Consider the following 21,936-nt stretch of genomic DNA (forward strand, 5'->3'; position numbering starts at 1 on the left):
AGGTCATTTGCCGATGGCGCCGGCAGGGGGCGCGCAGAGCGCGTAGATCAGCAGGACGCACAGCGCGATGGTGAGCACCGACCAGAGCGGGAATGCCTGGAGGAAGGCGAGATGGCCGATCGCGGCGAGGACGGCGAGCACGACACCGGCCGCCCTGGCCCACATCTTGCCTGCCATGATCCCCGCGCCGATGCCGATCTGGATGATGCCCATCACCAGCCAGATCCAGCCCCAGGTGGTGTAGTCGAACACGAGGATCTGGCTCTGGCCGACCAGGTAATAATCGTCCTTGAACAGGGCGACCACGCCGTCGATGACGTTGAACGCGCCCACCACGAGGGCGAGGGTGCCGGCGAACGTCAGCCACCCGGACGTCCGGTGGCGCTCACCCGCCCGAACCGACGCGGAACCGTGAGTCATTCTGGTCGTCATCGAACCCTCCCTGAATCGAGCCCAGCTTCATTGACTAATTCCCTTCCGGAGAAGAACCGCAAACCGAGATCAACACTCGTTTAACCATTCCTTTTGGGGTATTTGACGTAAATCCCCGGATATGGATGCGAAACCACTCGCGCGGAGCGGGGGGTTCGACCTGGTCGGCTCAGCGTGGAGCGGTGCTGGGTTCGGCTCAGCGTGGAGCGGCGGCGGTGGGTTCGGCTCAGCGCGGAGCGGCGGTGGGTTCGGGTCAGCGTGGAGCGGTGTGTTCGGCCAGGCGGCGGAGCAGGCCGACGAGCTGGTCGCGTTCGTCGGGGCGAAGCCAGCCGAAGAGGCGCTCGCCCACGTCGACGGCGACGCGGCGGGCGCTCGCGAGGGTCCGCTCGCCCTCGGGGGTCAGGGTGATCGAGTAGGCGCGCCGGTCCTGCGGGGCCCGTTCGCGGCGGACCAGGCCGCCGTCCTCCAGCTCGTCGATGATGCGCACCATCGTGGACTTGTCGATGCCCGACAGGTCGATGAGGCGCCGCTGGCTGGACGGCCCGTACAGGTCCAGGGCGAGCAGCATGGAGAGCCCGCGCACGTCGACGTCCAGCGGGCGCAGCTCGTCGTTCATGCCCTCCCGGCTCTGGTTGTGCGCGGTGGCCAGCAGCATGCCGAGCCCGACGTGCCGGAGGGCGGCGTCGCCGTCCTCGGCCAGGATCCGTACCACCAGGTCATCGAGCATGGGACCCATCGTAGGCCCATCTGGTATAGTCTCATCTGAGACTTTCTCATGAGGTCTGAAGTGGGCGGCAGCCGCAACGACCGACAGGAGAAGCGCATGCCCGAGATGACCCGCCGACGTGCACTCCAGGTGTCCGGCCTGACCGCGGCCCTGGCCGCCGTACCGGCGGGCGTGCCGATCGCCGGGGCCGCCGCGGGCGACCGGCGGCCCGCGCGCGGCAGGATCGACGTCCACCATCACGCCGTCCCGCCGAAGATGCGGAAATGGCTGGTCGACATCGGCATGATCCCGCCGACGGGCGGCCCTCGATGGGCCCGGTGGACCCTGGAGGAGACGCTCCAGACCATGGACGCCAACGGCATCGCCGTAGGCGTCGCGTCCGCGCCCGCCCCCGCCGAGGTGTTCCAGGACCGCGAGGTCGCCGTCTCGGGCGTGCGGGTGTGCAACGAGTCGCTGGCCGAGCTGGTGCGCGACAATCCGACCCGGTTCGGCTTCTTCGCCAACGTGGCGATGCTGCACCCGGACCTCGCCATCCGGCAGGCCGCCCACGCGCTGGACGAACTCGGCGCGGACGGCGTCCTCCTCACCACGTCGGCCGACGGGCACTACCTCGGCGACCGGATGTTCGAGCCGCTGTTCGCCGAGCTGAACCGGCGCCGGGCGGTCGTGTTCACCCATCCGGTCGCGCCGAAGGGCATCGTCGAGGTGCCCGGTGTCGGTGACTGGCTCGGCGACTTCCTGCTCGACACCACCCGCACGGCGCTCAGCCTCATCGCCGCCGGGACGCTGGAGCGCCACCCGCACGTGTCGATCATCCTGTCCCACGGCGGCGGGTTCCTGCCGTACATGGCCGGACGCGCGGAGCGCTGGGGCCGGGAAGACGGAGGACCCGACCCCGCCAAGATCCGTCCCGCGCTGCGCCGCTTCCACTACGACACGGCGCTGCCGACGTCGCCGTACGCCACCCCGTCCCTGCTCGGCGCGGCCGGCGCGGACCGCGTCCTGTTCGGTACCGACTGGCCCGCCAACTCGGCCCGGGAGGTCGCCATCAACACCGCGGAGTTCGACCGCGACCCCGGCCTGAACGGACGCGCGCACCGGGCCATCATCCGGGGCAACGCCCTCCGGCTGTTCCCGCGCCTCGCCGCACGGATCGGCTGAGCCGGGTGCCCGGCCCGGCGGCCGCCCGGCGGCCCGGGGTGGCGGCCGGGTGGCCGCCGGATTGCGGCCGGGCGGCATTCCCAGGTCGTGGCCATTTCAGGACGCACTGAAATTTCAGTTACGGCTTGAAATCTGGTCGTTGACACCTCATAGAAGTACGTTGCTGCCACGGCGCCGCCTTTGTCACAAGGGTCATACCAGCCTGTTCGCGTGATCGAGGCGGCCGCCCCCCGCCAACCCCCGAGATGCCGCCACCGCCTACAGGCGAATGGCGGTGAAAGGTGGACCAGAGTGAACCGTGGATCGCATCTCAAACGCGTGGTACCCCCACTTTTGAGTGCCGCGGCGCTGATCACGCTCCCCGCGCTCGGAGCCGTCCCCGCGACGGCCCAGGCCGCCCCCGCGGGCTTCGTCAAGCTCGCGCACATCCCGCAGACGGCGCTGGCCAACAAGGTGACCGGCCGGCTCGGCTCCCAGCACGCGGGCTCCTACGTCGACGGCGCGGGCAACCTCGTCATCAACGTCACCAACGCGGCCGCCGCCGAGCAGGTCAAGGCGGCGGGCGCCAAGCCGCGCATCGTCAAGCACGGCATCCAGCCGCTGACGGCCGCCAAGACCAACCTCGACCGCTACGCCGGCACCCCCGCCGTCACCGGACTGACCTGGGGCGTCGACGTCATGACGAACTCCGTCGTCGTCACCGTCCCGAAGGCCGACAACGACGCCGCCACCAAGGCGTTCGTGAAGCGCGCCAAGGCGATGAGCGAGACCGTCCGGATCCAGCGCGTGGACGGGTCGCCGCAGCTGGCGCTCGGCCCCGGCGACGCGATCAACACCAGCGGCTCGCGCTGCTCGGTGTCGGCGATCGGCGTCGCGGGCGGTACCGAGTACGTCATGACCGCCGGGCACTGCACCGCCATCGGCGCCACCTGGACCAGCGGCGGCCAGACGGTCGGCACCCGGCAGCTCAGCAGCTTCCCGGGCAACGACTACGGGACGCTCCGCAGCGCCGGACAGGTGCCGCTGACGAACGCCAACCTCACCCAGGTCGGGCGTCCGGCGGTCGGCAGCCCGATCCAGAAGAAGGGCTCCACCACGGGCACGACGTCCGGGTCGATCCGCGGCTACGACCGTACGGTCAACTACCAGCAGGGCGCGGTCACGCAGCTCATCGCGACCAACGCGTGCGCCCAGCCGGGTGACAGCGGCGGCTCGCTGCAGGGCGGCGCCGTCGCCATCGGCATCACCTCCGGCATCAGCAGCTCGAGCTGCAGCGGCTCCGGTTTCGAGTCGTTCTTCCAGCCGCTGGACGAGGCACTGCAGGCCCAGGGCGCGACCCTGAAGACCGGCTGAAGCGGCGTCTCACCCCTGAAGTGAGCTGAACTCTCTCCGCTCATGTGGGGCTCCCGGTCCGCCGGGGGCCCCACATCTGTTTCCGCCCGCCTCACGCGCCGGAGCCGAAGACGGGACGGTTCTGCGACCCCGCCTCCTCGTCGGGCACGCCCGTGTTCTGGCAGGCGGTCAGGCGCCACTGCCCGTCCTCCTTCGCCATGACCCACAGCGGAGTGCCCACGTCCGGCCCGTCGGGGGTCTGGTAGATCTGCCGGACCTTGACGGCGGCGACGTCGGGACGGATGAACAGCACGTGTTCCAGCTCGAACGCCACCGTCAGGCCCTGCATCCCGCCGGGAAGCACCTGGCGCGTGAACGCCGAGATCTCGTCGAGGCCGAACAGGCGCTTTCCGCCGCCCGTCGTCCAGATCGCGTCGGGCCGGAACAGGCCGAGGAACTCGTCGGGGAGCTCGTTGTTCTGCGCGTGTTCGACCACGGCGACGACCTGCTTGATCGCGTCGATCTCGGTCTCGCGTGCTCGTGTGTCGATCTCCGTTGCGCTCATGCGGCCCAGTCTCGGACGTCAAGCTAACTTGAGGTCAAGGGGCCGCGGCGGGGCCCGGCGTCACGCGTAGAGCCAGTCGATGTGGCGGTAGTCGCGGGGGTCGCGCTGCCGGAACAGCTCGTTGCGGAGCAGCCTCGCGACGCCGTCCACGTGCCAGATGTCGCCCCAGAGGCGGGCGTTCGTCTGGACGCGGGCGGTCCGCCCGGTGCGTTCGGCCTCGTACCGTTTGACCGCGCCGTCCCAGTCGGGCGGGGCGGTGTCGCCCAGTTCGGCGGCGAGGCAGGCGGCGTCCTCGATCGCCTGGCAGGCGCCCTGCGCCAGGTACTGCAGCATGGGATGCGCGGCGTCGCCGGTCAGGACGAGCCGTCCGTCCACCCAGGCCGGGATCGGGAGCCGGTCGTACATCGCCCAGCGGCGGTCGCGCCACAGGGAGCCGAGGCCGTCGCGCACCTCCTGGCACGCCCCGGAGAAGGCCGCGTCGAGTTCGTCCGGGCCGCCCCAGTCCTCCTCGCCGCGGTGGAAGGCGGGGGACTCGAACACGGCGACGGTGTTGAAGATCTCGCCTCGGCGCAGCGGATACTGCACCAGGTGGCAGCCGGGCCCGATGTAGCAGACGACGTCCTGGAGGGCGTCGCGGCCGATGCGGGAGCCGAGGTCCGCCACGGGGAACGCGCCCCGGTAGGCGACGTAGCCGGAGCAGATCGGCTCGTCGTCGCTGAACCTGGCGCGGAGGGTGGAGCGCAGGCCGTCAGCGGCGACGGCGAGGTGCCCGTGGTGATCGCCGAGGGCGCTGTGGACGGTCACGCCGCCCGGTTGCGTGGTGACGTCCCGGACGTCGCAGTCCGCCACCAGCGCCACCCCGGCCCGCTCGCACGCGCGGGTCAGGATCGCGAGCAGGTCGCTGCGATGGATGACGACGTAGGGCGCGCCGTAGCGGCGGACGAACCCGTCGTCGAGGTCCAGGTGGGTCAGCTCGCCGCCGTCGAGGACGTCCTTGAACAGCAGCCGGCGCGGGGCCACCCCGGCGTCGAGGACCTCGTCGAGCAGGCCCCAGTCGGCCAGCACGCGGGTGGCGTTCGGCGCCATCTGGAGACCGGCGCCGACCTCGGCGAACTCCGGCTCCCGTTCGAGGACGCGGACCGAGCGGCCGGAGCGGGCCAGCGCGTAGGCCGTCGACAACCCTCCGATGCCGCCTCCCGCCACGACGACGTCGACGGGATCGGATGCTGAGTTCATGCGGGGCTTCCTTTCAGAGCCAGGGACCGGAGCAGAGCCAGGCGCCGGGTCAGAGCGAGGCGCCCGGTCAGAGCCAGGGGCCGAGCGCGGGCGGGCGGTCCGCGCGTCCGGTCAGCCACGCGGCCAGACCGGCGGCATGGCCCTTGCCCGCGTGCCTGGTCACGGCTTCGGCGGCCAGGGCGGCGGCGAAGTCGCCGGGCAGGTCGGCGAAGGCCACGCCGCTGTTCAGGTCGACGGCGTGGACGCACACCTCCCGGGCGCGCATGAACGGGATCTCCCGGGCGGGGACGGTCCGTCCCTGCGCTGTGATCACGAGGGCGTCCCACGCGTCGGGCGGGAGGGCGTCCATGTCGGCGGCGAGGGCCTTCGCGGAGCCGTGGACGAGGTCGCGAAGCTCGCTCGCGGGCAGCGCCGACAGCTCCTCGATCTCCTGGGCGCGCTGGTCGGGGCCGGAGTACATCCGGTTCTCCACGCCGGTGGCGGCCCAGGTCAGCAGCCTGCGCAGCGCCTCGGCGTTGCCGTGCACGTGGGCGATGACGTGGCGGCGCGTCCAGCCGTCCAGCGCGGTCGGCGCGGAGAGCTCGTCGCCGGTGAGGCGGTCGACGGCGCCGAGGAACAGCGCGGTGCCGTCGTCCATCCAGGAACGGGTGCCGCTCATGGCATCCTCGCCGTGTTCTCCAGGCGCCCGATGCCGTCGATCTCCGTGACCACGGTCGTGCCGTCCGACAGGTAGCGGGGCGGCTTGCGGGCGTGGCCGACGCCGCCGGGCGTGCCGGTCGCGATGACGTCGCCCGGCCGCAGCGTGAGGACCGTGGACGCGTACCGCACCAGCGCCACCGGGTCGAACACCAGGTCGGACGTGTCGGCCTTCTGCGTCACGTCGCCGTCCACGCGGCAGGTCATCGTCAGCGCGGGACGGACGCCGCCGGGCAGCTCGTCCGGCGTGACCAGGACGGGCCCGAGCGGCGTCGTCCCCTCGAACGTCTTGCCCTGGAGCCATTCCTTCGTGCGGAACTGCCAGTCGCGCATGGTGACGTCGTTCATGACGGTGAACCCGGCGATCGCGGCCTCGGCCTCCTCCTCGGACGCGCGCCGGACCGTCCGGCCGATGACCAGCGCCAGCTCCGCCTCCCAGTCGACGGCGGACGACTCGGGCGCGAGCTGGATGGCGTCGCGGGGGCCGATGAGCGCCTCGGCGAACTTGGCGAACAGCGTCGGGTGCTCGGGCAGGTCCCGTCCCATCTCCAGGATGTGGTTGCGGTAGTTGAGCCCGACGCAGAGGATCTTGCCCGGCCGGGGCACGACGGGCGCGAGGCCGGCGCCGTCCACGGGACGGGCCTCCCCTGTGCGGACCCCTGTGCGGACCCCTGTGCGGACGCCACATCGGCCCAGCCGTCGCGTCCGAGCAGCCCGCCGACGTCGGGGGCGTCGAGGAGGACGGCACCGTCGGGGGTGAGGCGGGCGGCGCGGGTTCCGTCGTCCGTGCGGATGGTGGCGAGCTTCACTGAGCGTTCTCCTGGTCGTGATCGGTCTGGTTACGGGCGGTCTGGTTACGGGCGGTCTGGTTACGGGCGGTCGGCGTGGGCGCGGTGCTGGTGCAGCCGCTCGAAGATCGGGGTGTCGCTGAACCGGAACAGGTCCAGGCCGTGCTCGGTCGCGAGCGCCATCGGCTGCCACGACGGGACGACGAACAGGTCGCCGCGCTCCACCGTCCAGCCGTGGTCCCCGACAGTGACCTGCCCGGTGCCGTCGAACACCTGGTAGACCGACGAGCCGACGTCGCGGGACGGCGCCGTCGCCGTGCCGGGCGCCAGCCGGTGGAACTCGGTGCGCAGCGTCGGCATGACGTCGCCGCCGGTGGTGGGGTTGGTGTACCGGACGGCGGCGTGCCCGGGCTCCACCGTGGCCCGGTGCCCGTCCGCCTCCAGCGCGAGCTGCTCGGACAGCGCGCGGTCGGTGTGCTCCCACCGGTAGGCCAGCAGCGGGGTCGCCGGGGCCGGCTCCAGGTGGGTGAGCGGGCGGAGGCCCGGGTGGCCCCACAGCCGTTCCGACCGCGACCGCTCGGGGGCGTCGCGGGTCTCGACCTCGTCCGGGCCCAGCTCGAAGAACGTCGACTCGGCGAAGTACTGGAAGGGGATGTCGAGCCCGTCGATCCACGCCATCGGACGGTCGCTGACGTTGTGGTGGCCGTGCCAGTGCCAGCCCGCCTGCGGGAGGAAGTCGCCGCGGCGCATGGCGACGGGATCGCCGTCGACGACCGTCCACACGCCCTCGCCCTCGACGACGAACCGGAAGGCGTTCTGCGTGTGCCGGTGCACGGGGGCGTCCTCGCCCGGGTTGAGGTACTGGATCGCGGCCCACAGCGTCGGCGTGGCGAACGGCCTGCCGCCGAGCCCGGGATTGGCCAGCGCGATCGCCCGGCGCTCGCCGCCGCGCCCGACCGGGACCAGCTCCCCCGCCCGTTCGGCCATCGGCAGCAGCGCGTTCCACCGCCACAGGTGCGGCCGCGCCTTCGACCGCGGCGACGGCGGCATCAGGTCGCCGATCTCGGTCCACAGCGGGACGAGCAGCTCGGCCTCGAAGCCGCGGTACAGCGCCTCCAGCTCCGGCGTCCGGGCGGGCTGGTCGGCGGCGTCGGTCGCGACGATGCTGAGGGTCATGACGAGCCCTTCGTGCGGGGGACGGTGCGTGCGTACCTGCACCCAGGATGCCAACATTTCCAGATAGCAGATAAACTCTTTCTTCTATGAGGAATAAGCCGCCGTACGCACTCAATTCCGTGGATCACGCGCTCCGCCTCGCCGCGCTGCTCCAGCAGGAGGGCCCGATGCGGGTGACCGACGCGGCGGAGCGGCTCGGGGTGGCGGCCTCGACCGCGCACCGGCTGCTGACGATGCTCGTCTACCGGGACTTCGCCGAGCAGGGCCCGGACCGGCGGTACGGCCCGGGCAAGGTGCTGCGCCCGGCGGAGCCGTCCGGCGCGCCGGTCGCCCTGCTGCGGGAGATGTCCGGGGGTCCGATGCGGGCGCTGGTGGAGCGGACCGGGGAGTCCGCCAACCTCGTGGTGCTCGCCGGGACGGAGGCGCGCTTCATCCTCACCGCCGAGTCCGACCAGATCCTGCGGGTCGGCGACCGCACGGGCGTGTCGCTGCCCGCGCACCTGACGTCCGGTGGCAGGGCCGTCCTCGCCGCCCTCGACCCCGAGGACGTGGCGGCCCGCTACGGCGACCCGTCCGAGGTCGACGCCGGACGGCTGCTGGGCGAGCTGGCGCTGGTGCGCGACCGGGGTTTCGCCATCAACGATCAGCTCACCGAGACCGGGCTGACCGCCATCGGCGTGGCGATCAGGGACCGGGCGGGCGTCCCGCTGGCCGGGCTGTCCATCGCGCTGCCGACCGCCCGGTTCGACCGCGACCGCCTGCCCGGTTGGGTCGGCGCGCTGTCCGCCGCCGCCCAGCGCATCGAGACGGCCCTCGCGGTCAGCGCGTCCCGAGAGGGGACGGCCCCCCACGCCCCCTGATCCGGCTCCGTCGGGCCTAGAGCGGAAGGGGCTGGTGGCGGGTGAAGGCCGCCACGTCGGTCTCCAGGGCGCGGGCTGTGGCGCGCAGCTCGGGGAGGAGGCGCTCGCGCATCCGCTCGACGGGTTCGCGGGCGGCGGGCACGGCGATGTTGAGCGCGGCGACCACCCGTCCGGCCGCGTGGATCGGCACCGCGATGGACCGCAGGCCCGTCTCCAGCTCCTGGTCGACGACGGCGTACCCGTCGTCCCGCGCCGTGGCGACCTCGCGGCGCAGCTCCTCGGCGCCGGTCAGCGTCCGGTCGGTGAGGGCCCGGCGGTCGGAGCGGACGATCAGGTCGGACGCCTCCGCTCCGGGCAGCCCGGCCAGCAGGACGCGTCCCATCGCGGTGGCGTAGGCGGGGAAGCGGGTGCCGACGGTGATCTCGACCCGCATGATCCGGGACGCCTGGGCGCGGGCGACGTAGCGGATGTCCGTGCCGTCCAGCACCACGACGGACGCCGAGTCGTGGACCCGCAGCACGAGATCGCGCAGATGCGGCCGCGCCAGTTCCTCGAACGTCAGCCCGCTCACCTGCCGGTATCCGAGGTCGAGGACGCGCGGGAGCAGCGCGAACCGGCCCTCGCTCTCGCGCGCGTAGCCGAGGGCGGTCAGCGACAGCAGCGCGCGGCGGGCGGTGGCGCGGGCCTGGCCCGTCAGGGCGGCGGCCTCGGAGATCGTCCTTCCGTCGGCCCGGGTGCCGATGGCGTGCAGGACGGCGAGGCCGCGATCGAGCGACCGGAGGAACTCCGCTCCCAGCCGGGCCTTCGGGTCGCCGTCCGGCTCAGGCGTTCCCGTCTCGCCCGGCCGCGGCGGTGGCGCCGTGACCTGCTCCATCTCGGCGACGCACGCCAGCATGGTGGCCCGCGCGTGCGCCTGCAGGGACGCGGCCGAGTGGCGGCTGGCATGGCTGACGACGACCAGGGCGAACGGCCCCACGGCGGCCTGGACGGGAACCGCGACGGCGACGAGCCCCGGCTCCAGGAACTCCTCGTCCAGCGACCATCCGGACGGGTCGAACGTGCATCGCAGCAGGTCACCGACCTTGAACGCGATCGCCAGGGAGCCACGGGGCCGCGCCTGGCCGACGATGCGGGCGCCGTCCCGGTCGGGCACGGCGAGCACGGCCGGCTCGTCCAGGTCGGCGGCGAGCCGCGCGACCCGTGCGGCGAGGGCGCCTTCGGGGTCGAGGCCGGACAGGTAGAGGTTCCCGGCGTCCATCGTCCGGGGCGTCGCGACCACGTCGCGGCCCTTCCAGCGCAGGTATCCGGTCTCGGTGAGCGTGCTCAGCACGCGGTCGACGGTGGAGCGGGCCAGCCCGGTCTCCGCGACCAGGTCGGCGGGACGCAGCGGTCCCCCGGCACGCCCGACGACCTCCAGGATCTCCAGGCCGCGCTTCAACGGCCCGACCGGATCGGCTTCGCGCATCACCCCTCCTGTTGACACCGCCCCGCGTCTCTTGGCATCGCCCCGCGCCTGTTGACATCGCCGCGAGGACCGCCGACACTGCATCCACATTTGTGAAGCAAAGTTCACTAGGCGAACAGGATGATACCGTCATGGACAAGGTGGTGACGAACGCCGCGGCGGCCGTCGCGGACGTGCCGGACGGGGCGTCGCTGGCCGTGGGCGGATTCGGGCTGAGCGGCGTGCCGAACGTCCTCATCGAGGCGCTGCACGCGGCCGGGCCCGGCCGGCTGAGCGTGGTGTCGAACAACTGCGGCGTCGACGGCGGCGGTCTCGGCATCCTGCTGGAGGCGGGGCAGATCGTCAGGGTGACCGGTTCCTATATCGGCGACAACAAGACGTTCGCCCGCAAGTACCTGGCCGGTGAGGTCGAAGTCGAGCTGATCCCGCAGGGCACGCTCGCGGAGCGGCTCCGCGCGGGCGGCTGCGGCATCCCCGCCTTCTACACCCCGGCGGGTGTCGGGACGCCCGTCGCCGAGGGCGGCCTGCCGTGGCGGTACGGCGCCGACAAGTCCGTCGAGGTGGCGTCCCCGGCCAAGGAGGTCCGCGAGTTCGACGGCACCCCGTACGTGCTGGAACGCGGCATCCGCACCGACTTCGCGCTGGTGCGGGCCCGGCGCGGCGACCGGCACGGCAACCTCGTGTTCGGCAAGGCGTCCCGGAACTTCAACCCGCTCGCGGCGATGGCGGGCCGCGTCACGGTCGCGGAGGTCGAGGAGCTGGTGGACGCCCTCGAACCCGACGAGGTGCACCTGCCGGGCGTGTTCGTCCAGCGGGTCGTGGAACTGACGCCCGAGCAGGCCGCGGACAAGGGAATCGAGAAGAGGACGGTGCGCGCCTGATGGCCTGGTCCCGCGACGAGATGGCGGCCCGCGCCGCCGCCGAGCTGAGCGACGGCTCGTACGTGAACCTCGGGATCGGGCTGCCGACGCTCGTCCCCGGGCATGTGCCGCCCGGCGTGCACGTCGTCCTGCACTCGGAGAACGGCATCCTCGGCGTCGGCCCCTACCCGGGCGAGGACGAGGTCGACCCGGACCTGATCAACGCGGGCAAGGAGACCGTCACCGTCCTGCCGGGCGCGTCGTACTTCGACTCGTCGCTGTCGTTCGGGATGATCCGCGGCGGCCACATCGACACCGCGATCCTCGGTGCCATGCAGGTGTCGGCCGGCGGCGACCTGGCGAACTGGATGATCCCCGGCGCGCTGGTCCGGGGCATGGGCGGGGCGATGGACCTGGTCCACGGCGCGCGGCGCGTGATCGTCCTGACCACGCACAACGCCAAGGACGGCACCCCGAAGATCGTCGAGAGGTGCGAGCTGCCGCTGACCGGCCGCGCGTGCGTCGACCGGATCATCACGGACCTGGCCGTCCTGGACGTCACCCCGTCCGGCCTGTCGCTGGTCGAGACGGCGCCCGGCGTCACGGTCGCGGAGGTCGTGTCCCGGACCGGCGCCAAGGTGATCCACTGAGCCCGCCGGCCTCCGCCTTCACCGGCGCCTCCGCTTCGGCGCAGGCGGCGGAGGCGCACGCGGTGAGCCACACCTGCCAGTCGGCGTCGTAGCCGTCGCCGATGGTGCCGGTGAGGAACGTCCGGGCGGCGTTCCAGTTCCCCGTGCGGTAATGGCCGAGCACCGTGGCGATATCGCCGGGATGCTTCTCGAACATGTAGCGGACCGCGAGGTCGAGGTTCCAGATCTCGAACGCCGGACGCCGCCACTCCGCCTCGTGGGCGATGATCCGGGCCTGGTTGCCGGGCGCGGCCGGATCGCCTTCCAGATACATCCCGCCCGTGTTGGCGTTGATGCCGAACATCACGCCCGCGTAGGTCCGGTAGTCGGTGCGGGAATCGAAGTCCGTGACCATCTGAGGCTCACGGAATGTGTCGTACGCATCCTTGCCGACCAGCCCGAACAGCGTGTTGATACAGGCCGTCGAGGACGCTTTGATCTGCCGCACCAACTCGCTTCCCGACCGGCTCGCGAAGTCGCCCGGAGCGCACTCCGCGGCCTCCGCCGCCGACATTCCCAACGGCTGGCCCGTGACAGGATTGGGTTTCGGCTGAGCACTCGCGGGCGAGACGGCAAGGACGATCCCGAGCGCGATGACAACCCACACCCCCTCCCGCATTTCCTGCGCCGTGTTTTGCGAAACCCACTGATCACGAACCGGAGCGCAAAGTCCCGATTGGGGGCCGCGTCACCCTGCGGGCGCGGCTTCCACGCCGCCGCTGATGCTGGTGACGCGGTCGTCGAGGTCGAAGAGCACGGCCAGGCGGTACGGGTCATCTCCGTCCGCGCGCCGGCCCTGGATCCGGGCGGGCGTGTTCTCCACGATCCTGGCGCCGTCGCGGCTGAGGACGGCGTTGACCTCGATGTGCTCCTTGGCCCTCTCCAGGGGGCAGCGGACGGTGACGCGGTGCCCGTCGGCGGATTCGACGACGATGACCGCAGGCGATTCGGCGATCTCGAACCCGTGGCGCTCCATGAAGCCGCGGACCACGCGGCGCTGCTCCTGCGGCCAGACCTCGGCGGCCCGCATGAGGAGGCGGGGCACGGCCGGCCGGTCGAACCGCGCGCCGGGAAGGCTCGGATCGTCGGCGGCCAGGACGAGACGCCCCTTCCCGTCATTGACCGTGACGAAGCTGACCCCCTTGGCGCCGATCAGCGGGGCGACGGAAAGGGCCATCGTGAAGGCGCCCTCGGCCGGATGGTTGAACCGGGAGAAGTCGAGGTGGCCCTTGATCAGTTCGGGGATCTGGTGGCGTTCGCCGAATTCCCGGATGGTGCGCAGCTTCGCCAGGGAGGGCAGGTCCTGGCCCCAGCTGGGGTTGTCCCATGTCCATAGCCAGATCTGGGAAAGGTTCGAGAAGCTGCCCAGGACGGTGAGGCCCCGCAGGGTGCGGCCGTCCAGGGTCATGGTCGCTTCCTCCGGGTCCCATTCGATGTGTTCCATCGTGAAAACGTCATTGAAGGCGTCCTGCTGCTGGATCGCGGCGGCGGAGAGTTCACTGGCGAACGCCTGGAACTCCGGGCTGTAGAAGGTCGGCCCGTCCGGGAACTCGCCCCAGAACCGGGCCATCCGGTGCCGCCCCGCATTCGCGTAGATATCACCGAGCTTGCGCGCGGACCTCTTGTTGCCGACCTCCAGAACCGCCCTGCGCAGCCAGGCGACGGCCTCATTCACGTTCTGCCGCTCCAGATGGACGCCCGCGATCGCGTCGGCGGCATCGGGATGCTTGAGCTCCGCGGCGCGCCGCCATGCCTCCATGCGCTTTTCGGGTTCACCCCTGTCCTGCCATACGAACCCCAGGTTGTACGCGGCAATGGCGTTACCGGCGTCGGCCGCCCGGCCGTACCATTCCGCGGCGGCGACGAGATCGCCTTTCCCGTCGTCGTCATAGATAGCCCCGAGGTTGGACGCCGCCTTGTCGTCGGACTCCAGTTCCCAGGCGCGCTCGTAGCACTGTTTGGCCTCGTCCACGGCCCCTCGATCGCGGAGCAGCACGCCGAGGTTGAGGTAGGCCCCCGCGTGGCCCCCCTCCGCGGCCCGCCGGTACCAGCGCTCGGCCTCCTCCAGATCGCCGCGCGTCCGCTCCACGTAGCCGACCTCGAACGCGCTCTCCGGCACACCCTGCTCCGCCGCGCGCCGGTACCACTCCTCCGCCCCCGCCTTGTCGCCCCGGCTCAGCAGCAGCCCGGCCAGGTCGTGGGCGGCGACCGCACGCCCCTGCTCGAACGCCTCCCGGAAGCACCGCTCCGCCTCCGCCGGATCGCCCTCGCGCCGCGCCCGGAGCCCCTCCTCATGCAGGACGATCGCCTCAGCCGACTGTCCGGCATCGCGCATAGGGGCACTCCTCGTGTCGTTTCATCCGGGCCGCTTGATCATAAAGAACGACGCAGAAGAAGGACTCCGGGTTCGCCGAAAGCCTGAGGAGTATGAGATCGGCTGTGCCGAGTGACATCGGCCACTCGCACGGGCGGATTGTCAGGTGGCGGTGGCGGCCTTCCATAGGTGGCCGTCGGGGTCGCTGAAGTAGCCGGAGTATCCGCCCCATTCGGCGCCGGTCGCCTCCTTGACCACGGCGCCGCCGGCCGCCACCGCGGCGCGCATTACCTCGTCCACCGTGTCGCGGGAGTCGGCGATGAAGTGAAATGAGGAGCCGCGGAAGCCCGATCCCTCCGCGGGGACACCGGCGTCCTGCGCCGCCGCCTCCCACTTGTACAGGACGAGTGCCGAGGATCCCTCGCCCAGCTCGCATTTGACGTAGTCGCCGTAGTCCTGGACGATCTCGCAGCCCAGGCCCTCCCCATAGAACTTCTTGGCGCGGGCCACATCCGTGACGCCGATCATGATGGCGCTCACCTTCAACTTCGTTTCCATGACGGTCACGCTAGGCGCGGGCCCGCCGGGGGCGCTTCTCGATTCCTGATCGGTCTGGCGAACGGCCATTCGCCCGGTCCTCAGGGTTCTCTCCGGGTTGATCCCCGATGCTCGGGGGGCCGTTCGTTCGTACCGTCCTTTTTCATGACCAACTATTCATCGTCGATGAGGACGTGGCGGCTCAAGGCGGCGGCAGCGGGCGGTCTGGGCCTGGCCGCGATGGTGATCGCCGGGATCGCGCTGGACGACCGCGTCCCGCCCCTGGACACCTGGATCGTCGCCCACCTGTACTCCCGGCCGGAGACGGCACCCGCCATGATCGCCACGGTGCTCAGCGGCGCCGGAACGATCGCCGGGCTCGCCCTTCTCCTGGCCGCCGCGTCCGGCCTCGTCCGGCGGCGCCGCGCACGGGGCGCCCGGCTGCTTCCGCGTCACGGGGTGCTGCTCGTGGCGTGCCTTGCCACCGTGGCCCTGCAGGCGGCGTTCCGACGTCCGGGGCCGCCCGTCACGTCCCAGGACTGGACCTACCCCAGCGGGCACGTGACCGTGCTCGCCGCGCTGGTCTTCACCGCGTTCGTGATCAGCTTGGAGCTGACCGCCGCGTGGCGCGTCACGGTGCTCGCCGGGGGCGTGACGACGCTGGCGGCGGTATCGGCCAGCCGCGTCACGCTGGGCGAGCACTACCTGGTCGATGTGGTCGCCGCGCTGCTCGCCACGATCGGCGCCGGCCTGCTCGCCGTCGCCGCCCTGAACCTCCGGCCGCGCCATCGGGTGCCGGGGTGACCGGCGACGCCGGGGCTCAGTGGCGGCCGGTGGTCCGGGCGTAGTGGGCGTTGACCTTGGCGCGGTTGCCGCAGCCGGTCATCGAGCACCAGCGGCGGCGGCCGTTGCGCGAGGTGTCGAGGAACCACAGGACGCAGTCGGCGCCGGCGCAGTGGCGGAGCCGGTCCGGGGGCGCCGTGGCGAGAAGGTCGAGGTAGGCCCGCGCCACGAGCCAGGCGGGACGCCATGACTCGTCGTCCAGGTCCAGGTGCTCGGCCGGGACGCCGTCACGCAGGGAGAGGCGCAATGCGCCGTGCTCCAGAACGGCGTTGACCTCGTCGTCGACGCCCTCGTCCAGAGAGCGCCGGATGGCGGTGCGCGCCGTCAGCAAGGGCGCCAGGTAGCGCTCCGAGCCGCCGGACGGGCCGCCGGACGGCAGGTCGTGTTCGCGCAGCCAGGCGTCGAGCGCGGCGGGGTCGTCGAACTCGTCCAGAATCTTCCCGCCCTCGGGCCATCGCGTGTTGACCAGGTCGAGCGGCAGGGGTTCACCGGTCAGCGGTCTGCGCGCCATGACCCCATCCTAACCGCTAACACAGGCTTGACAAGTTAGGTGCCGCGATGACATAACTCTAACCGTCATAAGTTATTTGAACGGTTAGAGGGGTCGATGATGGGGCAGCGACGCGTCGCCGGGGCGGCACTCGCCGCGCAGGCGGTGTCCTTCGGGCTCAACTTCTCGGCGGGGGTCTTCTTCGCCCCCGTCTCCGGCGCGTACGGGCTGTCGGCGACGACGCTCGCCGTCGCCGCGGGGCTCGCGACCGCGGTGACCGGGCCCGCGCAGCCGGTGGTCGGCGCGCTGGTCGACCGGCTCGGGGCACGGCTCGTCCTGCTGGCCGGGCTGACGTTGATCTCCACCGGCTATGTGGTGCTCGCGGCGGTGCGCGAGCCCTGGCAGTTCGTCGCCGCCTACGTGGTCTTCGGCGGGCTCGGCTTCGCAGCCTCGTCCAGCCTGGTCGTCACCGCCCTGATCGGACGGTCCGCCGGCGACCGGGTCGGCGCCGCGCTGGCCCGCGCCGCCGTCGGGATCAACCTCGGCCAGGTGCTCGTCCCGTGGGCGGCGACCGCGCTGTTCGGACCGGTCGGCGTGCGCGGCGCGTACCTGGCCCTCGGGCTCACCGGGTTGCTGGCCATGGCCGTGCTGGCGGCCGTCCTGCCGCGCGAGGGCAGGCCCGTTCCGGAGCCGTCCGGGGCGGTGCGGCTGCGCGGCAAAGGGCGGCTGCTGGCGTCCTTCGGCCTGCACTCGGCGACGCTGTACGTCCTGATCCTCCTGCTGCCCAAGTACGCCACCGAACTGGGCTGGACGGCCGCGGAGGCGGGACGGCTCGTCGCCGCCGGCGCGGTCGCCGCCGCGATCTCCCAGCTCGCCGTCGCCCGGCTCCTGCGCCGGTTCGAACCCGAGACCCTGCTGCGCGCGGTGCACACCGTCCGGGCCGTCGCGCTGGCGCTCGCGGCCACCGCCACCGGCCCCCTCCCCCTGATCGCCGCCGCGGTGGTCTTCGGTACGGCCTCGTTCACCGTCATCCCGCTGACCATGACGCTGCTGACCCGCGATCTCGGCGGGGCCCGGCTCGGCCGCGGGCTCGCCCCGGCCTGGGTCATCCACCAGGTCTCGGCCGGTCTCGCGCTCGGCGTCGCCGCCGCCGTGCACGCCGCGACCGGCAGCTACCGGGGCTACTTCGCCCTCGGCGTCGCGCTGAGCCTCACCGCCGCGATCCTGGCCGGTCCCGTGCCGGCCGTCCGGACCTCCCTGACCGCCCTGACCACCCGTTGGATCTATCGAAAGGAAAACGCACGATGAACGTCCGTCACCACACCGTCCAGATCAAGGGCCTCGACGTCTTCTACCGGGAGGCCGGCGACCCGGCCAACCCCGCCCTGGTCCTGCTGCACGGCTTCCCCACCAGCTCGGCGATGTTCCGCGGCCTGCTGCGCGACCTGTCGGACGACTACCGCCTCATCGCCCCCGACCACATCGGCTTCGGCCAGTCGGCGATGCCCCTCGTCCACGAGTTCGAGTACGGCTTCGAGAGCCTCACCGAGATCACCCTCGGGCTGCTCGACACGCTCGGGCTCGACCGGTTCGCGCTCTACATCCAGGACTACGGCGCCCCCATCGGGCTGCGCATCGCCAGCCGCCATCCCGACCGGGTCACCGCCATCATCAGCCAGAGCGGCAACGCCTACCTGGAGGGCTTCACCCCCTTCTGGGAGGTGCTGTTCGCCCACGCCAAGGACCGGCAGGCGAACGAGACCGCCGTCCGCGCGCTGCTGGAGCCGGACGCCACCCGATGGCAGTACACCCACGGCGTCCCCGCCGACCGGCTGGACCGCCTCTCCCCCGACACCTGGACCTTGGACCAGACCTACCTCGACCGGCCCGGCAACAAGGAGATCCAGCTCCAGCTGTTCTGGGACTACCAGTTCAACCTCGACGGCTACCCGGACTTCCAGGAGTACTTCCGCACCCACCGTCCGCCCACCCTGGTCGCCTGGGGCCGCAACGACGAGATCTTCGGAGCCGAGGGCGCGCGGGCGTACGCCCGCGACCTGCCCGACGCCGAGATCCACCTCCTCGACGCCGGTCACTTCGCGCTGGAGACCCACGGACCCGAGATCGCCGATCTCATCCGCGCCTTCCTCGCCCGCGCGCTCGGCTGACGCCTCGGACGGGGTCGCCGGACGGGTTCACCGGACCCCCGGTGACCCCGTCCGGCGCTAGGCGGCGCAGAATTCGTTGCCCTCGGGGTCCTGCATGAGCCACCAGTGCCCGGCGGGGCCCTGGTCCTGTTCGAGGATGCGGGTCGCTCCGAGGCCCTCAAGCCGGGTCACCAGCTCGTCCAGGCCGCCGGGCTCGCTGTGGATGTCGATGTGCAGGCGGTTCTTGCCGGACTTGCTCTCGGGGACGTCCTGGAACAGCAGCCGCCGCCCCTGGCCGACGCCGCTGGTCTGGTCGAACGGGTCGTCGGGGTGGCGGACGGCGGCGTAGCCGCGGAAGTTCTTGCGGCCACGATGCTCGATGACGGCCTCCTCGCCGATGTGCCCGTCCGCGAGCAGCCGCTCGATGAGCGCGCTCGGGTCCTCCACCTCGTAGCCCAGGGCCTCGGCCCAGAAGCCAGCGAGCGTGGACGCGTTCCTGCTGTCGATGACCAGCTTCCAACCCAGTGCCATGTAACCAGTTATATTGGTTACATGGGTTCCGCCGCAAGCAAGGGGCTGACGCTGCGCTCCCACACCGGTTTCGAGTTCCGCTTCGATCCGGGCGCGCTGTCGTTGGAGCTGCTGACCACCGGCGGCCCCGGCCCCTACCGGAGGTACGAGGTCCTGCACGGGCCCGCCGACCTGGCCGCCTGGGCGGAGCGGTCGCGGCTCACCCCGACGCCCCCGCTGGAGATCACCGAGGCCGAGGTGGCGGACGCGCGGACGCTGCGCGACGCGCTGTTCCGGGTGGTGATCGTCCACCTGCGAGGGGAGCCGTACCCGGCCGACGAGCTGGAAACCGTCAACCTGGCGGCCGCCCGTCCGGCTCTGGCGCCCGCCGTCACGCCGTCCGGGGAGCGGCGGTGGGCCGGGCCCTCCAGCGGCACGAACCTGCTGGCCAGCGTCGCGCGGGACGCCGTCGAACTGCTGTCCGGCCCCTTCGCGCGCCGCATCCGCACCTGCGCCGCCGACAACTGCGAACTGGTCTACGTCGACACCTCACGTCCCGGCCGCCGCAGGTGGTGCTCGATGGAACACTGCGGCAACCGGCACAAGGTCAAGGCGCTCCGCGCCCGCAATTCCGAACGCGGCGAGCCTGACACCTGATCGGGATCAGGATCGGGTGCTGCCCGTGCCGGCCGTGCGGCGGATGCGGCCCCAGGGCTTCGCCACCGCGAGGACGGTCGCCAGCGCCAGCGTCGTCAGCGACACCGCGGGCGGGAAGAACAGGTCGGAGACGCCCGCCGGCTCGGGAGCCCCGTTCACCAGGTCACGGCCGTAGGCGCCGATCTCGTCCATGCCCGGACGCAGCGCCACCAGGATCAGCGTGCACAGGACGAGATTGAGCACCAGCTTGATGCCGACCCACCAGTAGCGGACGAGCCCCCATCGCGTGCCCAGGCCGAGGATGAGCCCGGTGGTCAGGGTGAGCAGCCCGCTGACGAGCATCGGCCACACGACGAACGTCGCCAGCGCCTCGTACGCCAGCCCGCGGACCTCGTCGCTGCTGCCGAACCTCCCGGTCAGCACCAGCACGGCCACCATCACGTCGATCCCGATCCACGCCCCGGCGGACACGATGTGCGTGACGAGCACCGCCTTGCGCCAGCGGCGTCCGAGCCTGAACCAGCCGTCCGCCCGCCCTGCCGTTTCCCGGGTGACCCGCTCGGGCTTCGCCTCACGTACCGCCATGTCGTCACGTCCTTTCGGTAGTGGAACCGCACGAATGACGATCGCGCTTCGCAGTCCGGATGCCGTCCGCTAGGGGACGACATTGCGGGTACGACGACCGGCGCATGCCACGCCCCGCGGCTACGCCGGACGCGGTACCGGGCTCAGGCCCGGCCCCGTTCCAAGATCGTGGGAGCGTCCGGTGGCCCTGGCCCGTTGGACGGCGTGAACGAGGCCGTACAGATGTTCTGAGCCGTATCGACAACACAGCGAGGATGACGAGCCATGGCAGTGACACTGATCAACCCCGATGGCCTGCCGAAGCCCGAGGTCTACCGGCAGCTCTCGATCGCCACCGGATCGCGGACGGTGTACCTCGCCGGCCAGGTCGCGCGGGACGCCGAAGGCGGCAAGGTCGGTGAGGGCGACTTCGCGGCGCAGGTCGAGCAGGCCCTCCTGAACGTGGGCACGGCGCTGGCCGCCGCCGGGGGCTCGTTCGACGACGTCGCCAAGATGACCATCTACGTCGTCGACTGGACCCCGGACAAGATGCCGCTCCTGGGTGAGGGCGTCACGCGGGCGGCGGAGAAGATGGGCATCGACCCGATCAAACCGGTCACGCTGCTGGGCGTCGCGGCCCTCGCCGAGCCCGACCTCATGGTCGAGATCGAGGCCGTCGCCGTGCTCGACTGACGGCCGCCGGGGCCCGGGCGGGCGGTCATGAGACGGGCGCGTGCCGGGTCAGGTAGCGGTCGAACCAGCGGGCGGCCATGTCCGTGACCTGCTCCAGCGTGCCGGGCTCCTCGAACAGGTGCGACGCGTGCGGCACCACCTCCAGCCGGTGGACGGCGCCCCGCATGCGCCCGGCCGCGTCGTCGTTCAGCCGCAGCACCTCCGGGTCGCGGGCGCCGACGATCAGCAGGACCGGCGCGGCGACCCGCCGCAGCGCGTCGCCCGCGAGGTCCGGGCGGCCGCCGCGCGACACCACCGCGCCGACCCGTCCGGGCCGTTCCGCCGCCGCGGCCAGCGCCGCCGCCGCGCCGGTGCTCGCGCCGAACAGCCCGATCGGGTGGCCGGTGGTCGGCGGCGCGGCGGCGATCCAGTCGATCGCGCCGGCCAGCCGCCGGGTCAGCAGGCCGATGTCGAAGCGCAGCTCGGCGGTGACGGCGTCGCGCTCGTCCTCCGCGGCGGTGAGCAGGTCGATCAGCAGCGTGCCGATCCCCGCCTCGTTGAGGCCCGCGGCGACGGCCCGGTTGCGGGGGCTGTGCCGGGAACTCCCGCTGCCGTGCGCGAAGAGGACCACGCCGCCCGGCTCGTCCGGCAGGGCGAGGTCGCCGGTGAGCGCCGCGTCCGCGAGCTCGATCGTCACTTCTGCGGTGTTCATACCGCGTGGCTACCCCGCCGCCGCTCCACCATGCCGGGCGGACGGGCGGCTCAGTGCGGCACGGGCGCGTCCGAACGGCTCTCGCTGCGGTCCGGCCTGCGGGTGGTGAAGAACCCGGCCAGCGCGGCGAGCGCGGCGACGGCCTCTCCCGCGAGGCTGATCGTCTTGTCGGCGTACCAGGACGGGTCGTACATCCGCGGAATCGGGCCCAGCCGCCCGAAATCGACGAAGTAATAGAGCAGAACGGCCCCGGCCGCGCTCGCCGCGACGACGAACGCGATCGCGTACGTCCACCGGCGCGCCCAGAAAAGGACGAGCAGGGCCGCGACGGCGGCCGCGATCGCCTGGGCGTAGAAAAGATCGTCGCCGTGGATGGTGCCGCTCGGTGTGTTGGGTCCCGGTGCCATGTCGGGCGCGAACCGCCAGTGGACGACGGCGTCCGCCGCCAGCCCGCCGGCCACGAGTACACGAAGAAGAATGCCCATACCCATTGCACGGTGATA

General features: G+C 72.0%; 26 protein-coding genes. 10 read left to right on the forward strand and 16 right to left on the reverse strand.

What is annotated here, in order from left to right:
• Positions 1 to 3: 3 nt before the first annotated feature.
• Positions 4 to 432 (reverse strand): DUF7144 family membrane protein, encoded by a 429-nt coding sequence (locus tag ETD83_RS07895; protein WP_138644403.1) that lies wholly within the window; start codon positions 430 to 432, stop codon positions 4 to 6.
• Between the two features lie 253 nt (positions 433 to 685).
• Complete coding sequence (locus ETD83_RS07900; RefSeq protein WP_171064074.1) at positions 686 to 1,159, reverse strand: MarR family winged helix-turn-helix transcriptional regulator; 474 nt, start codon at positions 1,157 to 1,159, stop codon at positions 686 to 688.
• 96 nt (positions 1,160 to 1,255) lie between these two features.
• Here ETD83_RS07900 and ETD83_RS07905 point away from each other — a divergent pair, with 96 nt between their 5' ends.
• Both ETD83_RS07905 and ETD83_RS07910 read left to right on the forward strand, forming a co-directional pair.
• Entirely contained in the window at positions 1,256 to 2,320 is a 1,065-nt protein-coding gene (locus tag ETD83_RS07905) for an amidohydrolase family protein (RefSeq protein ID WP_171064075.1), read from the forward strand.
• 291 nt (positions 2,321 to 2,611) lie between these two features.
• Positions 2,612 to 3,673 carry a S1 family peptidase gene (locus ETD83_RS07910; protein ID WP_171064076.1) on the forward strand — a complete coding sequence of 354 codons (1,062 nt, stop codon included), beginning with the start codon at positions 2,612 to 2,614 and terminating at the stop codon, positions 3,671 to 3,673.
• A 91-nt stretch (positions 3,674 to 3,764) separates the two neighbouring features.
• Here the strand turns inward: ETD83_RS07910 and ETD83_RS07915 are convergent, their stop codons facing one another.
• The 5 genes from ETD83_RS07915 to ETD83_RS07935 form a co-directional block, all read right to left on the reverse strand.
• Positions 3,765 to 4,217, reverse strand: coding sequence for an SgcJ/EcaC family oxidoreductase (locus ETD83_RS07915; RefSeq protein WP_138644407.1), 453 nt, complete (start codon positions 4,215 to 4,217; stop codon positions 3,765 to 3,767).
• A 60-nt stretch (positions 4,218 to 4,277) separates the two neighbouring features.
• A complete protein-coding gene (locus ETD83_RS07920; protein ID WP_138644408.1) occupies positions 4,278 to 5,453 on the reverse strand; it encodes an FAD-dependent oxidoreductase in 1,176 nt (391 codons plus the stop codon).
• A gap of 67 nt (positions 5,454 to 5,520) precedes the next feature.
• The gene (locus tag ETD83_RS07925; RefSeq protein ID WP_205717544.1) at positions 5,521 to 6,111 is read right to left on the reverse strand and encodes a maleylpyruvate isomerase N-terminal domain-containing protein; all 591 of its coding nucleotides are present in this window, start codon (positions 6,109 to 6,111) and stop codon (positions 5,521 to 5,523) included.
• Positions 6,108 to 6,782, reverse strand: coding sequence for a fumarylacetoacetate hydrolase family protein (locus ETD83_RS07930; RefSeq protein ID WP_205717545.1), 675 nt, complete (start codon positions 6,780 to 6,782; stop codon positions 6,108 to 6,110). Before ETD83_RS07930 ends, ETD83_RS07925 begins: the two co-directional genes overlap by 4 nt.
• A 236-nt stretch (positions 6,783 to 7,018) precedes the next feature.
• Entirely contained in the window at positions 7,019 to 8,113 is a 1,095-nt protein-coding gene (locus tag ETD83_RS07935; protein WP_138644409.1) for a cupin domain-containing protein, read from the reverse strand.
• Between the two features lie 119 nt (positions 8,114 to 8,232).
• On the opposite strand from ETD83_RS07935, the gene ETD83_RS07940 reads away from it, so the two are divergent.
• Positions 8,233 to 8,973: an IclR family transcriptional regulator gene (locus tag ETD83_RS07940; RefSeq protein WP_230420758.1), complete on the forward strand. Its 741-nt coding sequence runs from the start codon at positions 8,233 to 8,235 to the stop codon at positions 8,971 to 8,973.
• Positions 8,974 to 8,989: 16 nt separating this feature from the next.
• Here the strand turns inward: ETD83_RS07940 and ETD83_RS45665 are convergent, their stop codons facing one another.
• Complete coding sequence (locus ETD83_RS45665) at positions 8,990 to 10,438, reverse strand: IclR family transcriptional regulator domain-containing protein (protein ID WP_138644411.1); 1,449 nt, start codon at positions 10,436 to 10,438, stop codon at positions 8,990 to 8,992.
• Between the two features lie 131 nt (positions 10,439 to 10,569).
• Here ETD83_RS45665 and ETD83_RS07950 point away from each other — a divergent pair, with 131 nt between their 5' ends.
• Together ETD83_RS07950 and ETD83_RS07955 are read left to right on the forward strand one after the other, a co-directional pair.
• The gene (locus ETD83_RS07950; protein WP_138644412.1) at positions 10,570 to 11,319 is read left to right on the forward strand and encodes a CoA transferase subunit A; all 750 of its coding nucleotides are present in this window, start codon (positions 10,570 to 10,572) and stop codon (positions 11,317 to 11,319) included.
• Positions 11,319 to 11,948, forward strand: a complete 630-nt coding sequence (locus tag ETD83_RS07955) for a CoA transferase subunit B (protein ID WP_138644413.1) — start codon at positions 11,319 to 11,321, stop codon at positions 11,946 to 11,948. Before ETD83_RS07950 ends, ETD83_RS07955 begins: the two co-directional genes overlap by 1 nt.
• Here ETD83_RS07955 and ETD83_RS07960 read toward each other — a convergent pair.
• From ETD83_RS07960 to ETD83_RS07970, 3 genes are all read right to left on the reverse strand, one after another.
• On the reverse strand, positions 11,899 to 12,501 hold the full coding sequence (locus tag ETD83_RS07960; RefSeq protein WP_205717546.1) for a collagenase: 603 nt from the start codon (positions 12,499 to 12,501) through the stop codon (positions 11,899 to 11,901). The two genes, ETD83_RS07955 and ETD83_RS07960, sit on opposite strands and share 50 nt — an antisense overlap.
• A 174-nt stretch (positions 12,502 to 12,675) precedes the next feature.
• A complete protein-coding gene (locus tag ETD83_RS07965; RefSeq protein ID WP_138644415.1) occupies positions 12,676 to 14,322 on the reverse strand; it encodes an SEL1-like repeat protein in 1,647 nt (548 codons plus the stop codon).
• Positions 14,323 to 14,463: 141 nt separating this feature from the next.
• Positions 14,464 to 14,859 (reverse strand): VOC family protein, encoded by a 396-nt coding sequence (locus tag ETD83_RS07970; protein WP_138644416.1) that lies wholly within the window; start codon positions 14,857 to 14,859, stop codon positions 14,464 to 14,466.
• Between the two features lie 144 nt (positions 14,860 to 15,003).
• On the opposite strand from ETD83_RS07970, the gene ETD83_RS07975 reads away from it, so the two are divergent.
• A complete protein-coding gene (locus ETD83_RS07975; protein ID WP_138644417.1) occupies positions 15,004 to 15,642 on the forward strand; it encodes a phosphatase PAP2 family protein in 639 nt (212 codons plus the stop codon).
• Positions 15,643 to 15,658: 16 nt separating this feature from the next.
• Here ETD83_RS07975 and ETD83_RS07980 read toward each other — a convergent pair whose 3' ends face one another.
• Positions 15,659 to 16,192: a CGNR zinc finger domain-containing protein gene (locus tag ETD83_RS07980; protein WP_138644418.1), complete on the reverse strand. Its 534-nt coding sequence runs from the start codon at positions 16,190 to 16,192 to the stop codon at positions 15,659 to 15,661.
• A 99-nt stretch (positions 16,193 to 16,291) separates the two neighbouring features.
• Here ETD83_RS07980 and ETD83_RS07985 point away from each other — a divergent pair, with 99 nt between their 5' ends.
• Positions 16,292 to 17,479 (forward strand): MFS transporter, encoded by a 1,188-nt coding sequence (locus ETD83_RS07985; RefSeq protein ID WP_171064077.1) that lies wholly within the window; start codon positions 16,292 to 16,294, stop codon positions 17,477 to 17,479.
• A complete protein-coding gene (locus ETD83_RS07990; RefSeq protein WP_138644420.1) occupies positions 17,476 to 18,339 on the forward strand; it encodes an alpha/beta fold hydrolase in 864 nt (287 codons plus the stop codon). The genes ETD83_RS07985 and ETD83_RS07990 overlap by 4 nt, the downstream gene beginning before the upstream one ends.
• A 57-nt stretch (positions 18,340 to 18,396) precedes the next feature.
• Here the strand turns inward: ETD83_RS07990 and ETD83_RS07995 are convergent, their stop codons facing one another.
• Entirely contained in the window at positions 18,397 to 18,849 is a 453-nt protein-coding gene (locus tag ETD83_RS07995; RefSeq protein WP_138644421.1) for a VOC family protein, read from the reverse strand.
• Positions 18,850 to 18,870: 21 nt separating this feature from the next.
• Here ETD83_RS07995 and ETD83_RS08000 point away from each other — a divergent pair, with 21 nt between their 5' ends.
• Complete coding sequence (locus tag ETD83_RS08000) at positions 18,871 to 19,485, forward strand: CGNR zinc finger domain-containing protein (RefSeq protein WP_138644422.1); 615 nt, start codon at positions 18,871 to 18,873, stop codon at positions 19,483 to 19,485.
• Positions 19,486 to 19,491: 6 nt separating this feature from the next.
• Here ETD83_RS08000 and ETD83_RS08005 read toward each other — a convergent pair whose 3' ends face one another.
• On the reverse strand, positions 19,492 to 20,070 hold the full coding sequence (locus ETD83_RS08005) for a hypothetical protein (protein WP_230420759.1): 579 nt from the start codon (positions 20,068 to 20,070) through the stop codon (positions 19,492 to 19,494).
• Positions 20,071 to 20,334: 264 nt separating this feature from the next.
• Here ETD83_RS08005 and ETD83_RS08010 point away from each other — a divergent pair, with 264 nt between their 5' ends.
• Positions 20,335 to 20,742 carry a RidA family protein gene (locus tag ETD83_RS08010; RefSeq protein WP_138644423.1) on the forward strand — a complete coding sequence of 136 codons (408 nt, stop codon included), beginning with the start codon at positions 20,335 to 20,337 and terminating at the stop codon, positions 20,740 to 20,742.
• Between the two features lie 25 nt (positions 20,743 to 20,767).
• Here ETD83_RS08010 and ETD83_RS08015 read toward each other — a convergent pair whose 3' ends face one another.
• Both ETD83_RS08015 and ETD83_RS08020 read right to left on the reverse strand, forming a co-directional pair.
• Positions 20,768 to 21,433 carry a dienelactone hydrolase family protein gene (locus ETD83_RS08015; RefSeq protein WP_138644424.1) on the reverse strand — a complete coding sequence of 222 codons (666 nt, stop codon included), beginning with the start codon at positions 21,431 to 21,433 and terminating at the stop codon, positions 20,768 to 20,770.
• A gap of 50 nt (positions 21,434 to 21,483) precedes the next feature.
• On the reverse strand, positions 21,484 to 21,918 hold the full coding sequence (locus tag ETD83_RS08020; RefSeq protein WP_138644425.1) for a hypothetical protein: 435 nt from the start codon (positions 21,916 to 21,918) through the stop codon (positions 21,484 to 21,486).
• Positions 21,919 to 21,936: the final 18 nt, after the last annotated feature.

Source organism: Actinomadura soli (assembly GCF_005889715.1).
Lineage (GTDB): Bacteria > Actinomycetota > Actinomycetes > Streptosporangiales > Streptosporangiaceae > Spirillospora > Spirillospora soli.